Raw genomic sequence first — 15,542 nt, 5'->3', positions numbered from 1 at the left:
GCAGCCTGGGCAGCAGCTTCTTCTTCAGCTTTCTGTTCGGCGGCAGCCTGGGCAGCGGCTTCTTCTTCTACCTTCTGCTCAGATTTTTTATCTTCTTTAGCTTTCTCTACATCTTCTGGCGTTTCAGTTTCCTGGACGTCGTCTGAAGATACGTCATAGCTGACAACTTCCTCGTCATTTTGCACCGATACGACAGACAAGTCATCAGTGACATATACGGTGGCGCCCGCAATGATCAGATTAGGGTTGTCGATTTCATTGACTTTTGCCAGTTTGTCGACAGAAATGTCCGTTGCCTGAGACACGCCCCAAAGCGTGTCTCCCCATTTGACCGTATAGGCAAACGGTTCTTCGTTATTCTGCATAGTCTCTTTTGCATTCGTGATATCTTTTTCGATTTCCAGAACAGTACGCGGGACCCATTTTTGGCTCGCACTTGCCTCTGAATCGGGTGTCAATAAAAACAAGCCGGCTGCTGACAAGGTCAATCCTGCTTTTAACCATGTGTTCTTGTGGATAGTCATTAATTTTATCTCCTTTAAGTATCATTTATTTAATATAAATATAGACGAAGGTATTAATCATGTTACAGAAAGATTTTATAACAGTATGTATCTTACCACGTCCTACTCAAAAGAAAACAAGTTGAGCCGTTTTGTCATTCCCTTTTAGCTGGTTTGTATTATATTTGTCTTATCTTTACACGCATATGTCAGTTCGAGTGAATAATGTAATAATCCATTATAAAAAGCTTTGTACCGGGAAGGAGAAGGTGAATAGACATCTGCTCCTATCCTTGTAGAATGGCTTATGACCGGAGACTTGATGATTTTCCACTGTTCGAGCGACTCATTACATACATTTATACATAGTATTTCTGTAATAAAAAAGCGTCAGCAAATGACCTCCCTTTCTCTCTTTGGAAAGAAAGGGAATCAGCAACTGACACTTTTAAAATCTGATTTACTTCAGTTTATCATTCTCGTACGTATGGACCTTTTCAAGTCCGGTAAAATCCTGCTGGCGCAGGGCTTCATAAATAAGGATGTTCGCCGTGTTCGACAGATTCAATGAGCGGACATGCTCGTCATTCATCGGAATACGCAGTGCTTTGTCGCGGTTCTCCTGCATGAATTCCTTCGGCAGGCCCGTCGTTTCCTTGCCGAACAAAAAGTAGTGATCCTTTGACGTATCCGTATAATCAACGTCGGAATACACTTTTTCAGCAAACTTGGAAATCAGATACAAGGGGCTCTCTCCCACGACTTCCAGAAACGCCTCCAGATTCTTATGGTAGTGGATACCCACTTTGTCCCAGTAATCCAGACCGGCACGTTTCAAGTGTTTATCGTCCGTACTGAATCCCAGCGGTTCGATCAGATGCAGCTGGGTGTTCGTTCCGGCACACGTCCTTGAGATGTTTCCCGTATTTGCCGGGATGAGTGGTTCAAATAAAGCGATATGATTGGTCACACTAACTCTCCTTCGCATTCAGTTTATTCAGCCGAGCTTTCAATTCGCCGATGGCTTCTTTAAATTCGGTAACGGTTTCTTCGTCCGTCTCTTTTAAAAGGGCTTCTTCAAGGAACGTCACGATCTCTTCATTGGGGCGTTTTTTCGTGATCGTGGCTATCGCCCAGGCTGCGGTCCCTCTGATCATCGGTCGGACGTCATTGTCGATGACATTGAGTAGATCCGGTACAGCTGAATAGTCCCGGTAATTAGCCAGCGCAATGATCGCGTTCCGCTGAAGAGGCTTCTTGCCGCGCCATGAACCGGCCAGATCGCCGAAGGTCTCTTTGAAATCCCGGTTGGAGATCGTCAAGAGCGGCTTGAGCTCGGGCATGGTATTGAAAGGCTCCGGCTCCATCTCTTCATGGACATGCGAATCGACGCCTTTGTTATACGGGCAGACGATCTGGCAGATATCACAGCCGTAGATCACGTGACCCATCTTGCGGCGGTATTCTTTCGGCATGTAACCTTTGGTCTGCGTCTGATACGACAGACAGCGGTTGGCATTCATCCGGCCGTCACCCAATAAGGCATCCGTCGGGCAGGCATCCACACAGCGTGTGCAGTCCCCACAGCCGAACGAGACTTCTTGATCCGGCTCAAATTCAATATTGGTCAGGATCTCGCCAAGGTAGACAAAGGACCCGAACTCTTCCGTTATAAGCAGGCCGTTCCGTCCGATAAAGCCCAAGCCAGCACGCTGCGCAACGGCAATGTCGACCAGCTCACCGGTATCGACCATCGGCTTGAAGGCGACTTCTCCGGGAGCGATCTCTTCAATGTAGGCGATCAGCTTGTCCATGCGGTCCTGGAGGACGTAGTGATAGTCCGTCCCCCAGGAGGCCCGGGCAAATTCTCCCCGGCGCTCACCTTTCACACGCGGGGGCTTGTTGCGCATCTTAGACGGATAGGCCAGTGCGATCGCGATGATCGATTTGGGTTCCGCAAAAATCTTTTCAGGATAGATCCGCTCTTCGATAACTTTATGTTCAAAGCCGGAATGATGCCCTTTGGCGTGCTGCTTAATGAGTTTGTCTTCCAGAGAGTAAAAAGGTTCGGCGTGAGTGAAGCCGATCTTATCGATCCCGATTTCTTTCGCCTTGGCCTTGATCAACTCTTTTAACTGCTGATTCATCTCACTGCTCCTTTCTCTCTGTTTCACCATTGCTTCGATTGAAATCAGGTGTTTTCAGCTTCAAGTGATCTACACTTACTTATTAAAATGATTACTTGCGTTTGTCTGCGGCAAGCTTGGCTAGGCGGTCACATAAGCTGTTGTAGTCTATCCCGGCGGCCGCCGCCTCCTGCGGGAAGAGGCTCGTCGGAGTCATCCCCGGCAAGGTGTTGGCTTCGATGCAGTAAATGTCTCCTGAATCAGACACCATGAAGTCGATACGTGCATAATATTCCAGTCTCAAAGCCTTGAAGACCCGTTTAGCCATTGCCTGCATATCCTTCGTCAGTGCCTCACTGATTTCAGCGGGACAAATCTCGACCGTTGCGCCTGCCTGATACTTGTTTTCATAATCATAGAAACCGGATTTTGGAATGATCTCGATCGGCGGCAATGCCTGATCTTCCAGAACACCGATCGAAAACTCGCGCCCTTCGATCATTTCTTCGATCAGGACATCTTTTGAATATTTTCTCGCATCGGTTATCGCGGCTTCCAGATCTTCCTCTTTGTCGACCAGATACACCCCGATACTTGATCCGCTCGCATCCGGTTTGACAACGCAGGGAACGGACGTCTTTGGTGACTGATCTTCACTGAGCACTTCCCACTTGGGTGTCTTGATACCGTGCTGGGACATCACTTCCTTAGCCAGGATCTTGTTCATGGCTATCGCGCTGCCTATGTAGCCTGTGCCCGTATAAGTGATGTCATACAGATCGAATACTGCCTGAATCTGTCCGTTTTCTCCCAGTTCGCCGTGAAGGGACAAGAAAACCAAGTCAGCGGACTGTCCAATCGGAATAATGTTCTTCCCGATCATTTCATCCGGTTTCTCTTTTTGCGCACGAAGCGCATTCAGATCCGGGATCTGTCTTCTTACTTTGTATTCATACTTATCTTTACTGAGTTTAGTGTAGGCTTCTTCAAATGTCGCTGCCTGATCCGTTCCAAAATAAAGGTCAAGCAAAATGACGCGGTGCCCGTTTTTCATTAAAGCGTTAGCGATTAAACTGCCTGAGCTCATCGATACTTCCCGCTCATGGCTGTAGCCTCCTGCTAATACAACGATATCCATATTCATTCTCCTTTTCAGTTCTATCCGTATTATACACTATTCATCCCCGGTGAAAGAAGTCAAGTTAACTCATTTTCATGATTTTACGCAAAAAAAACGTACCGCCTCGGTGTCAAGCACTGCGAAACGGTACGTTAATGAAGCCATTGGATTGTCACTGATTTTTATCAGCTTCTGATGGGATGACTGATAAAAACGAATGAACCAAAATAGCTTATGAAGTACATCTTAACACTTATGTTTATAAAACACAAGTTATTGATTATAAATTCATGAAAGATTATTCCATCATACGCTTATTTTGATTTATTTCCGACAAGGATCTCCATATCCACAGTGATTTGTTTTAGAGACGCTGTATTCGTGTCCGACACATTGATATTCCAGCCTAAAGGGGTCATCTTTAGGAAATCACTGACTTCTTCGTCCGTCAGATCTACCTTATAGTGGACAGGGTGTATTTCCGACTCACTATAATGATCCGTGAATTTATCCTTAACGTCCTGATTCGAATACGTCCGCTTCTCTTCCGGCTGATAGGCCCGCAGCTCTTTCAAGTAGTCTTTACCCGGGATCACTTTGATGACTTGACCGCCCGGTTTCAGCAGACGATAGAACTCTTCATAATTCGACGGCGACAGGATATTCAGCAGGGCATCGAACTGTTCTGCCTGAAACGGTGACTGAGCCAGATCGGCAACCAGGAAAAAGATATCTTCATACGTCGCAGCACCCAGATTGACGCCTTCTTTTGAGATATCGAAAGCAACGACGGGTCCGTGCAGCCCTTTCTCCTTCAGATAGGCACTGTGCGCCCCTTCCCCGCAGCCGACATCAAGCGTCACGCCGTCTTTGGCTTCGATCAGGGGATAAAGGATATCCAGCATAGGCTGCCAGAAACCCATCTGAGCGATACGCTGTCTGGCAAGCAGCATTTCCCTTGAATACTCGGACTTGGACGGTTTCAGTAAAAAATGGAGCGTGCCTTTTTTAGACAGGTCAAAGGCATGATTTTCTGTACAGACCAGCTGGTTCCCTTCCATTTTTTCAAAAGAACGTTCACATACCGGACACCTGAAAAGATGCAGATGATCCAGAATAAACAGTTTGGCTTTATCTATTTTTTTCATCGGCTTTACCCTCATTCTCATAGCTTATATTAGACGCTTCTACTTATTCATGATATAACGAAAGTAACAAATATGAAAGGATGAAACGTTTATGCCATGGAATTTAGACGATTACCCTGCTTCAATGAAGAATCTTGATCAGGTCGTCCGGAAAAAAGCGATCGATATCGCGAATGCTCTCGTTGAGGAAGGATACGACGACGACCGGGCGATCCCGATCGCGACGAGTCAGGCCAAAGACTGGGCCGCCGATGCCTCGGAGGAAGAACTGAAGTCCTATAAGCAGGCCGAACGCCCAAGCAAGGATGACGAGCATGATTCATCAGCCAATGCTGACCTTCTGGATAACGACGTGCTGGTCTATTTTGAAGAAGATGAGTGGAAAGTGCGGACCAAAGAGGCCAAGCGCGCAGACTCCACCTTCGAGAAGAAGACTGATGCCGTCGACCGGGCCAAAGAAATAGCCGATAATAAAGACACGAACGTCATCCGCTTCACGAAAGACGGCGAACGTCAGGATTAAACTTTCGTCTATTAAAACAGCCCCGCTGGATCAGCTATTAATGCTGTTTCGGCGAGGCTGTTTTGTATTTGAAGACATTTTGCGCCAGGTTCGGCTTGTTCAGAGAAAAGAATACATTCAATGCACTGAATGTATTCAAGTTCGGTGCATTCCTCACTTTCTAAGCTATGAATGAACCGAACCACGCCCATCTTCGGTCTATTCAATATACCAAGCCTTTTGAACACTCCTAACCTACCTCTCTTCAGCTTGATCGACCGGCGTCTCCTTTTGAATGAGCCGAACCTCCTATATCTTCAGCTCATTCAGCGATATAAGCTGTCGGAACAAGCCGAACTTCACAGCATTCGGTCTTTTCATGGGTCTCTGCTTAAGGAATAGACCGAACATACCTTAAAAATCTATAATGAAGGAATCGGCGGGCGCCGATTCCTTCCAAAAGCATAAAAAAAGAGAGAAGCATGGCGCTTCTCTCTTCAACATCATTCTTGTTATTCTTCGATAAAGACATCTGGCGATTCCGTATAGTTATCTGTATCAGTATAGGCATGCACGGGAGCGTCTGCCACATTATCCGGTGTCCGTTCGTACTTGACGGGCTGATTACGGATGTCCTGTTCAGACAGCTGCTGATCCAGCCAGATCTCCGTTTCCATCACCGCTTCATCCATGCGAATGATGGCTTTGTTTTTAGCCTCTTTCACTTTCAGCTTCATATCATCCTGAAACTCCTGCCCGGACTGCGGGGCGAGTAAATAAGCGGCGGCGGCTCCGGCAAGGGCTCCCAGGGCTGCACCTAATCCAAAACTTGCTTTTGACATATGAACTCCTCCTTATAGACTTTCATATTTTTCTAATGTAACCATTTCAATACAGACACACAAGGCTTCCATCGCGATCTCCAGATGGTCCAGCGTTGCAAAACTTGGAGCCAGTCTTATACTGTTGTCCAGCGGGTTGATGCCATAAGGATAGGCTGCATTCGCCGGTGTCAGAGAAATTCCGATGTCCGTCATTTTCTCGACGACTTTTGAGGCACAGCCTTCGTCCGTCGTCAGATGAACGAAATAGCCGCCTTGTGGAGACGTCCATGATACGAAGGATTCCCGGTCACCGTGGAAGTAGGCGGACAAAATCGCTTCGATCCAGTCGAATTTGGGTGCCAGGATCTCGGCATGTTTTTCCATATGGGCCTCGATGGTTTCCCTGTCTTTTAGAAAAGCCACATGCCGTTTCTGGTTGATCTTATCGAAACTGATCAGCTGTTTACCGAAGTGATCAGCCATCTCTTTCAAATTGTCTACCGAAGCACCCATGGCGGCCACGCCAGCTCCAGGCAGCGTCATTTTAGACGTCGACACAAATTGAATGACACGGTCCGGATTGCCGGCGGCTTTGCTCGCTTTAAAAATATCTTTGACTTCCACTTTTTCATCTCGCAAGTGATGCACCACATAGGCGTTGTCCCAGAGGATCAGGAAATCATCTGCAGCCGTGTGCATGGCAGCCAGTCGATCGACCACGTCATCGGAGACGGATTCACCGGTCGGGTTGTTGTATTTCGGGACGACGAACATCCCCTTGATCGAGGGGTCCTGGGAAACCAGTTTTTCAACGACTTCCATATCGGGCCCGTTTCCAGTCAGCTCGACCGGGATCATTTCGATTCCCAAGTGTTCCAGCATGAACCAGTGGCGGTCATAACCGGGGCTCGGGCAAAGGAACTTCACCGGCTGGTCTTTACTTTTGTTCCAGGCCTTGTCTTTTGTAAACAGATGATGACTCAAAACAGCAAACATCAGCTGCAGGCTGGAATTGCCGCCGACAAAGGTCTCCTCAACGGTCGTGTTGAGCAGTGACCCGAAAAGCGCTCGGGCTTCCTTGATACCATACAGTCCGCCATAGTTGCGGATATCTATGTCGTCTTCGCTCACCCAGTCATCGATTTTCACATCATTGACCAGGCCTTCAGACAATTTCAGCTGTTTCTTTGAAGGAATGCCTCTGGCGATGGTGAGATCCAGCGGACGTTCCTTATAGAGCGCGTATTGAGCTCTCACTATATCTAAACGCGTTTCTTTCTGACTCATATGGTGCTCCCTTCATAACTATAAACTTAATATCTATAATTATAACGTATATGCAAAAATTATGAAAACGTTACAGACATCAATTTCACTTTTCAGTAGCTTGTCTGTTATTTTCAATGATCTCGGTGACTTTCTGCACGCACTGGTCATGATCATGGGCGCGGGCCGGGCACTGATAGCGGCCGAAGAAGATCATCCGGTGATGGGCGATACTCCATAAGTCTTTGGGCAACTTCTCCATCAGTGTCTTCTCGACTTGAACCACCGTGGCTTTAGGGTCAGCGATATTGAATTTCTTGCTGATGCGTTCAACATGCGTGTCGACTGCGATGGCCGGCTCGTCAAAGGCCACACTCATCACGACGTTTGCCGTTTTTCTGCCAACGCCAGCCAAGCTCTGCAGTTCTTTATGCGTGCTCGGGACTTCTCCGTCAAATTCTTCGACAAGCTGAGTGGCACACTTCTTCAGAAATTTAGCCTTGTTTCTGTAAAGACCGATCGTTTTGATCTTATCCATGATATCTTTCACGTCGGCATTCATCATGGCCTCTGGTGTCGGGTACGCTGCAAACAGCTGCGGCGTCGCTTTATTCACCCCGACATCGGTCGTCTGGGCGCTTAAGATCACAGCGATCAGGAGCTCGAACGCATTTTTATGCGTCAGTTCTGCCTTCGCTTCGGGAAACAGCTCGCCCATCGCTTCGATCAGTTCTGTGGTTTCTCTTGATGACAGTAATTTCGGTGACTTTGCCAAACTGATTTCTCCTCTTTCTCTTATTAGTTGTCAAACTTGTCTTTCAGCCAGTTATACATCGGCACAGGTTTTTCGTCCGGATCGGATTTTTCCTTCGTGTCATCAGCAGACTGGCTCTGTCTGAAGCGTTTCGATTCCTTTTCCACTTGCTCTTTTGTCCGGATATTTTTCTTTTCCCAGCTCAAAAGGATCCGGTCGATATATTTCAGGCTGTAGACCTGGTTCAGCACTGCTTCTCGCAGCGCCATCTCGATCAGTTCCGGCCGGTAATGGTCTTCTTCGATCCACATGTTCAGCGTCTGGATCTCCATGGCCGACAAGCTGCGTCCGAATTCCTGCTCAAACAGCTGATAAAGATTTTTGGAAGCCAGGACTTCTTTTTCCGACTCCTCTTCCTTTATCGTCTGAATCAGGAGGGCAGACAATTTCTCATAAAGCAGATCGAAGGAAAATTCATCGACCGTTTTACCTTCTTCGTCCGCCCGGGTCTCGATCGTCAGTACTTTTTTATTCATCAGCTTGTGGATAGCCTTAAAGGCATCTTCCCGTGAAACGTTCAACCTGTCGGCCAGCAGCTGACTGTCTGGAAAGCGCTGGCCGTTTCCCACCAGCGAAAGCAAGTGAAGAAGCGTGACCAAGTCGTCGTTGTTCAGACCGATTTTCGTGTAATGCTTCAGTAAGTAGTTGGGAACAGCCGTCGTTCCCGCACTTATCCAATCAAATAGCGGATTCTTGTTCATTGTTAGTCTCCTTCAAGTCCCTGCATTCAATGAGGAAGCAATCGCCTGGCGATTGCATGCCTTCTCGTCTTTTTGTCGTTAATAGTGGTTACTTTTTGTGCCCTTCGTATCCTAAATCCTAGTGCAAAGGGCACATATCCGGGACTTTTCTGCCTTTCGTCTTGCCGTTTCTTTCATGAAGGGCAAATAAACCGTGTTTTTGTGACCTTCAAGCTTCGACTGCTCTTCTGAAGGGCAGATATATCGCTCTTTTGTGCCCTTCGCTCAGCAAAAGTTTACATAGAGGGCAGATATCTCTCGAAATGTGCCCTTCGCACGTTACTTTTCATCATGAAGGGCAAACATCATTCTAGTACTCCGCCACTTCTCCCTTTTCACAAGAAAGCAGAGCATTCCACTTCAGATACTATGAAAAAAGGACTGGAAGCCAGTCCCAATCCTCATTTCACAGTCGTGTAGTTAGTCGTTCTATGGGTAAATGCGGTTCAATAGACGTGGGAACGGGATCGCTTCACGGATATGTTCGGTGCCGCTGATCCATGTCACCATACGCTCCAGGCCTAAACCGAAGCCTGAGTGAGGCACACTGCCGTAGCGACGCAGATCGAGATACCATTCGTAATCATCCACGTTCAAGCCGAAGTCGACGATTTCCTGACGCAGAAGCTCATAGTCGTCTTCACGCTGAGAGCCGCCGATGATTTCACCATAGCCTTCAGGAGCGATCATGTCGGCGCATAAGACGACATCGTCGCGTTCCGGATGACGCTTCATGTAGAACGGTTTGATCGCTTTCGGATAGTTGACGATGAAGACAGGCTTGTCGAACTGCTCAGCGATAAAGGTTTCTTCCGGTGAACCGAAGTCTTCGCCCCAGGTCACATCAAAGTCATTTTTCTGCAGCAGTTCCACCGCTTCATCGTAACTCACACGCGGGTAAGGAAGTTCTGTGTATTTTTTCAATAGGTCTTTGTCACGTTCTAAAATATCCAGGTCGTGATCACAGTTGTCCAGCACGCTTTGTACCAGATACGCCACGTATTTTTCCTGAACTTCTAAAGAATCATCATGATCCATAAAGGCCATCTCAGGTTCCATCATCCAGAATTCGATCAAGTGACGACGGGTCTTGGATTTTTCCGCTCTGAAGGTCGGTCCGAATGAAAAGACGCGTCCTAAAGCCATCGCTGCGGCTTCCATATACAGCTGACCACTTTGTGATAAAAAGGCATCACGGTCAAAGTACTTGGTCTGGAAAAGTTCCGTCGTATTTTCAGCCGCATTGCCGGTCAAAATAGGCGGATCGATCTTGACGAAGCCTTCCTTGTTGTAAAATTCATACGTTGCACGGATGATCTCATTTCTGACATGCATAATGGCATGCTGTTTTGATGAACGCAGCCATAAGTGGCGGTTGTCCATCAAAAATTCTGTGCCGTGTTCTTTGGGTGTGATCGGATAGTCGACCGCTTCACTGATGACGTCAATGTCTTCGATATGTATTTCATATCCGAATTTTGAACGGGCATCTTCTGAAATGGTTCCTGTGACCCAGACAGAACTTTCCTGCGTCAGACTTTTAGCCTGTTCGAATACACGCTCGTCTACTTCGCTTTTAACAACAACGCCCTGGAAAAAGGCCGAACCATCACGCAGGCTCAAAAAAGCGATCTTGCCGCTTGAACGTTTATTGGCGACCCAGGCACCGATCTTAACCTTTTCACCAACATGTTTTTTTGAATCTATAATCTGTATCTTCTTCACTGTGCAGTCTCCTTCACCTAAATAATTTCAATCAAATATTATCGATGGTCCGCAACCATTCACCAGTCTGCAGATGAATGATGTAATAGCCCAGCCGATCGTTTTCGTTTTTATATGTGACTTCCCAGATGGGTGTATCGTTCATCAAACCGATCTTCGCATTCAGAATGCGTTTGGGCTCTCGTGCTTCTCTCGTCGCTCGTCGTGCCTGCTGTTCTGAAACAGTTTCTTCAGCATCGAAGGTCACGATCGCTCCACCTTCGGGTTGGACCATATAAAGTTTTTCTTCCTCAGCTTCATTGGATCCTCTGACAGTAAAGGTCGTGACTTCACCATTATACCAGTAAAAATCTTCGATCTGATCGAGATCTGTCCTCTCAGACAAAAAAGTGATCGTTTCGTCTTCAGCCTGAGCGTACGGTGCGTGGGCACTCTGATAGAGGTAAATGGCCCCGACGATGACTGCGCTGAGTGTCAGTACGAGTCCTATAATAACTTTCTTCACTTTGTGCTCCTCTTTTATTCTTTCCTAATCAACTCTCTCAGTATATCAAATTGGCCCCGATAAATAAATAAGGCTTTTCAAGAATTAAGGGAGGCGTCATCATCCGGTTTGTCTGTCTTGAAAAAAGCAGACACCTCTGCGATGATCTGATTTAAAGGAAGCTCTCGGACTTCCAGATCTCCCGGCAGGGAATTCAAAAACACAGAAGCATAGCTTGCCTCAACGATCCGGCGGTCCAGAACGATCCAGACGCCTTTGTCTTCCTGACTGCGGATCAGCCGGCCCAGTCCCTGCTTGAACCTGATGACCGCACGCGGCAGGACATCATGCACGAAGGGATTATCGCCGCGCTCACGCAGTTCCTGATGGCGTTTTTTCACCATCGGCATGTCCGGCGAATCAAAGGGCAGCTTGGTGATGATGACGATCTTCAGTTCATCTAAAGGGAAATCGACGCCTTCCCAGAAACTGTCAGAGCCTAACAGTACGCTTTGTTTCGCCTTTTTGAACTGCTTGGTGATCTTTGTCGCGCTTCCAGAGATGTTCTGTGCCAGGATCGTCTTGTCTTTCAGATGACTGCGGCGGTTGAGCGCCTGATATACACGCTGAATCATGTCATGCGAACGGAAAAGGACCAGACAGTTCTCGTCCGTCTGACTCAGCACCCGTTCGATCTGATCCGTGATAAAGGTCACCGACACGCTCATTTTTTCATTCACATGCGTATCGACATCCGTCGTGACATACAGCTTGGCCTGCTGGTCATAATGATAAGGCGACGGATACACAGTCAGTTCCTTGTTTTCGATCCCCAATTGTTTCTGCAAATAAAACACCGAGTCATTGACAGACAACGTACTGCTGGTCAGGATCAGATGCTCCTGCGCATTGAACTGCTTCAGAAGCTTTTCTTTGACCGCCTGATCAAAACGGAAGAAGGACAGCGTCGACAGCGGGTTCTTCGAATAGAACCGGACACGCGTCTGATTGGCCGTGTTCCCCGTTAAGAACAGATAATTGAACCGTTCAATCACCGTTTCAAAGTGATCCAGGATGACTTTGATCTTGGACAACACCCGTTTTTCTTTTTGCGTCAGACTGATCCCCGTCCTGTCACTGTTTCTTTCACTAGTCGATGGATCAGCCGGCCCATTCGAAGCCGCGCTGGTCATACCTTCAGTCGTATCTAAGGCGTCCGTCAGCTGACGTCCCACGTACACCAGCTCTTCCAGACTGCCAAAGAGGAACTTCGTATCCCGCTTGATATCTAAAGGAAGCTGGGCATAGTAGAGCGTCTTCTCTTTCCATTCCACGACCCGGTCATCATAAGAACCGGAATGAATCAGCCAGTCGATCCATTTTCGGCTCCAGAGTTCCCACTCTTCAGAAAACAGCTGAACGGTCGCATGCAGCGTATCCAGCTGATAATCCTTGATGCTGTCAGAAGGTAAAAGCTGCTGACAGTCATGCAGAAGTGTCTCTTCTTTCTCCCTGGAACCCAGACGCTTCAGTTCATTGGTGATGGATCTTGTCGACAGTTTCACCGTCGCATTCTGGTCCAGGACATCCGGCACATGATGGGCTTCATCTAAAAGCAGTTTCGCATCAGCAAAGCGGTCCGGCTGTCGCTGCCATTCTGAAAACAGATAGGCATGGTTCGTCACCAGGATAGAGGCCTGATCCAGACGCTTTTCCCGCCGTGCCAAATAATCCACGTCTTCAAACTGCTTGAACTGCAGCTTGGCATCCGGCACACTTTTCACTTCATTCCAGAACGGATGATGCAGGGTCTTGCCTAAACCGATCTCTTCCAGGTCCCCCTCATCTGTTTCTGTGAGCCATACCAGCAGCTTCATGCAGAAGACCGCTTCTGTATCCCCGGCTTCCACATTTTTCAGTTTCGTGTAAAACGCCGACAAAGACAGGTAGTGGTTCGGGCTTTTCATCAAAGCCACCGCCTTGTCAAAAGGCAGCACATCCAGAAGCTGCGGCAGACTATCCTCGACCAGCTGGCGCTGCAGCAGTTTCGTATAGGTCGACAGCACGATCTTTTCATCCGGTGAAGCGATATAGAGGCTCGGATACAGGTACCCGAACGTTTTTCCAAGGCCTGCCGGCGCTTCGATGAACTGGACATATTCCGGCTCTTTCTGCTTGAAGTAATTGAAGACCGTATTCATCATCAGGTTTTGGCTTTCGCGGTACTCCAGACCCACAGCTTCCATCTGGGCAAGCTTGTCATCATCTTTATAGGGATATGTATGTTTTTCACGGTAGGTGTCCTGTTCGTTCTGAGTAAAGGGTTTCTTCAGAGCCAGACCGTCGATGATGACCAGCGAGTCATCCAGATCAGACGGCTCTTCTTTCATTTCATCCAAAGCCTGTCTGAAAAAGAGCGACGTGTCTGCCGTGGTCGCTTCAGATAAGCGCGCCAGGGTTTCGATCGTCACTAAAGGCAGGCTGCAAAGACGCTCGTCCAGTCTGTTGAGCAGATAAACCGTCGCCTGGGCATCGAACAAGGCATTGTGGGCGTTGTTAAGGGCGTACCCTAAAGAGGCCGTCAATTCTTTCAACTGGTAGCTGTCTTCTTTGGGAAAGAGGACTTGGGCCAGCTCGACCGTATCGATGGCCGGGATCGTGAGTGGCGGCAGGCCGATGCGTTCAAAGCACTCGTTCAAGAATGCATAGTCGAAATTGACATTATGAGCCACAAAGATCGTGTCTTCCAAAAGCCGGTGGATCAACTGGGCAATGTCTTCAAAGTAAGGCGCCGTCGCCAGATCTTTCAGGGATATACCGGTCAGATCGCGGATGAGCTTGCTGACTTTCCTTGAAGGATTGACAAATGAATCAAAGGTTTCCAAGACTTCGCCGTTTTTGACCAGCACGCAGGCAAACTGGATCATCCGTTCATTCCTGCCGATGCTGGCACCCGTGGCTTCGATATCCACGACGGCATATAACTGGTCTTTCTTCATTTGTCTCCTCCTCTCATTCCGCTAAATATAGTCATTCTGCTTCAGATACGCCAGGATCTCTTTCGTATCGTTGGGTATCTCCGTCTTCAATACCGCCCGCTCGGCAGCGATAAGGGCTTGTCCCAGCCATTTTCCGCCGCGCTGACGCGTTGTTTCCATAATGATCTTGCCGTCGACGTCCAGTTCTTTCCTTGAATGGATCGGCAAATGGGCATCGATTTCTTCCACCGCTTCTTTATCGCAGGGAAGATCAAGCAGGTACAGACAGGTCTCCGCATCCAGTGCCAGCTCTTTCGTATAACGGTAGACTGTTTCATTAGACTGACTGTAGTGCATGCGGTACAAGAGCAGCTGATGCAGATCGGCACTCTCATTGACCAGCTTGTTGGACAGTTTCCAGTGTCTCAAAAAAGCACGCGCTTCTTTTTCTTCCTGAATACCCAGCTGATATAAGAGCAGCGCCCATACCTGACGTTCGCTTTTGATCGGCTCTTTCACTTTAACAAAGTTCCGGAGGGCTTCTTTGGCATGCAGGAGGCCCGGACAGTACATATAGAGACGTGTTTCCACAAAGCCGGCAAAGCCTTGTCTGACATGTTTGCCCATCGCCATCTTGACAAACTCCACCCGGATGCGCTCCACGGCAATGTTTTCCAGCAATGGGGCATTGGCAACGATCGCATAGAAAGTATCGGCCTCAAGGAAAAAGCCCAGCTGGGACGCGAACCGTACCGCCCGCATCATGCGCAGGGCGTCTTCATTGAAGCGTTCCTCCGCTTTTCCGACCGCGCGGATCACCTGGTTGTCGAGATCCTGCTCGCCCCCGAAGAAATCCTGGATCTCACCGGTCTGGTCCATGGCAAAGGCGTTAATCGTCAAGTCACGGCGCTTCAGGTCTTCTTTTAACGAGCGCACAAAAGTGACCGAATCAGGACGTCTGAAATCTTGATACGTCGATTCGGTCCTAAATGTTGTGACCTCATAACTTTCGCCTTCCAGCAAAACCATGACCGTGCCATGCTCAATGCCTACATCAACTGTCTTCGTGAAAAGCTGCTTGATCTCTTCAGGAAAAGCTGACGTGGCGATATCCACATCATTGACTGCCTTGCCTAAAAGTGCATCGCGGACGCTTCCGCCCACATAATACGCTTCAAAGCCGGCAGCCTGTATCGTTTCCAGAACAGGCAAAGCTTTTTTAAATTCCCCTGTGATCGGGACATTTTTCATCATAGTGTCGAACATCCAGCGCTCAATAGAAAACTGGCGCTAATGTTCTTTCTCTCCTTTA

14 protein-coding genes are annotated in these 15,542 nt (G+C 48.1%); 1 reads left to right on the top strand and 13 read right to left on the bottom strand.

All coding sequences use genetic code 11. The annotated features are described in order from the left end of the window. The 5 genes from BM049_RS07770 to BM049_RS07750 form a co-directional block, all read right to left on the bottom strand. Positions 1-524, bottom strand: a 524-nt coding sequence (locus tag BM049_RS07770; protein WP_143079470.1) for a LysM peptidoglycan-binding domain-containing protein, incomplete at its 3' end; no start/stop codon positions are given. Positions 525-963: 439 nt separating this feature from the next. After that, a complete protein-coding gene (trmL, locus tag BM049_RS07765) occupies positions 964-1,473 on the bottom strand; it encodes a tRNA (uridine(34)/cytosine(34)/5-carboxymethylaminomethyluridine(34)-2'-O)-methyltransferase TrmL (protein ID WP_091530169.1) in 510 nt (169 codons plus the stop codon). 1 nt (position 1,474) lies between these two features. Then, positions 1,475-2,650, bottom strand: a complete 1,176-nt coding sequence (gene queG / locus BM049_RS07760) for a tRNA epoxyqueuosine(34) reductase QueG (RefSeq protein ID WP_091530167.1) — start codon at positions 2,648-2,650, stop codon at positions 1,475-1,477. Positions 2,651-2,741: 91 nt separating this feature from the next. Further along, complete coding sequence (locus BM049_RS07755) at positions 2,742-3,767, bottom strand: D-alanine--D-alanine ligase family protein (protein ID WP_091530164.1); 1,026 nt, start codon at positions 3,765-3,767, stop codon at positions 2,742-2,744. 296 nt (positions 3,768-4,063) lie between these two features. Next, entirely contained in the window at positions 4,064-4,897 is an 834-nt protein-coding gene (locus tag BM049_RS07750; protein WP_091530161.1) for a methyltransferase domain-containing protein, read from the bottom strand. A gap of 91 nt (positions 4,898-4,988) precedes the next feature. On the opposite strand from BM049_RS07750, the gene BM049_RS07745 reads away from it, so the two are divergent. After that, positions 4,989-5,420, top strand: coding sequence for a DUF2188 domain-containing protein (locus BM049_RS07745; protein ID WP_091530159.1), 432 nt, complete (start codon positions 4,989-4,991; stop codon positions 5,418-5,420). Between the two features lie 491 nt (positions 5,421-5,911). Here the strand turns inward: BM049_RS07745 and BM049_RS07735 are convergent, their stop codons facing one another. The 8 genes from BM049_RS07735 to BM049_RS07700 form a co-directional block, all read right to left on the bottom strand. Beyond that, positions 5,912-6,241, bottom strand: coding sequence for a YtxH domain-containing protein (locus BM049_RS07735; protein WP_091530155.1), 330 nt, complete (start codon positions 6,239-6,241; stop codon positions 5,912-5,914). A 12-nt stretch (positions 6,242-6,253) separates the two neighbouring features. Then, the gene (locus BM049_RS07730) at positions 6,254-7,510 is read right to left on the bottom strand and encodes an aspartate aminotransferase type Ic (protein WP_091530153.1); all 1,257 of its coding nucleotides are present in this window, start codon (positions 7,508-7,510) and stop codon (positions 6,254-6,256) included. Positions 7,511-7,595: 85 nt separating this feature from the next. Then, positions 7,596-8,264: an endonuclease III gene (gene nth, locus BM049_RS07725; RefSeq protein ID WP_281242212.1), complete on the bottom strand. Its 669-nt coding sequence runs from the start codon at positions 8,262-8,264 to the stop codon at positions 7,596-7,598. Between the two features lie 23 nt (positions 8,265-8,287). Then, positions 8,288-9,004, bottom strand: a complete 717-nt coding sequence (locus BM049_RS07720) for a DnaD domain-containing protein (protein ID WP_091530150.1) — start codon at positions 9,002-9,004, stop codon at positions 8,288-8,290. 468 nt (positions 9,005-9,472) lie between these two features. Continuing rightward, positions 9,473-10,768, bottom strand: coding sequence for an asparagine--tRNA ligase (gene asnS, locus BM049_RS07715; RefSeq protein ID WP_091530149.1), 1,296 nt, complete (start codon positions 10,766-10,768; stop codon positions 9,473-9,475). A 31-nt stretch (positions 10,769-10,799) separates the two neighbouring features. Next, complete coding sequence (locus BM049_RS07710; protein ID WP_091530146.1) at positions 10,800-11,273, bottom strand: cell wall elongation regulator TseB-like domain-containing protein; 474 nt, start codon at positions 11,271-11,273, stop codon at positions 10,800-10,802. Positions 11,274-11,350: 77 nt separating this feature from the next. After that, positions 11,351-14,251: a helicase C-terminal domain-containing protein gene (locus BM049_RS07705; protein WP_091530144.1), complete on the bottom strand. Its 2,901-nt coding sequence runs from the start codon at positions 14,249-14,251 to the stop codon at positions 11,351-11,353. 21 nt (positions 14,252-14,272) lie between these two features. Continuing rightward, positions 14,273-15,481 (bottom strand): CCA tRNA nucleotidyltransferase, encoded by a 1,209-nt coding sequence (locus tag BM049_RS07700; protein WP_091530192.1) that lies wholly within the window; start codon positions 15,479-15,481, stop codon positions 14,273-14,275. Positions 15,482-15,542: the final 61 nt, after the last annotated feature.

Origin of the sequence: Alkalibacterium subtropicum, from assembly GCF_900112455.1 — a bacterium.
Taxonomy (GTDB): Bacteria; Bacillota; Bacilli; order Lactobacillales; family Carnobacteriaceae_A; genus Alkalibacterium; species Alkalibacterium subtropicum.
This window is presented reverse-complemented; position numbering and strand designations above follow the sequence as displayed.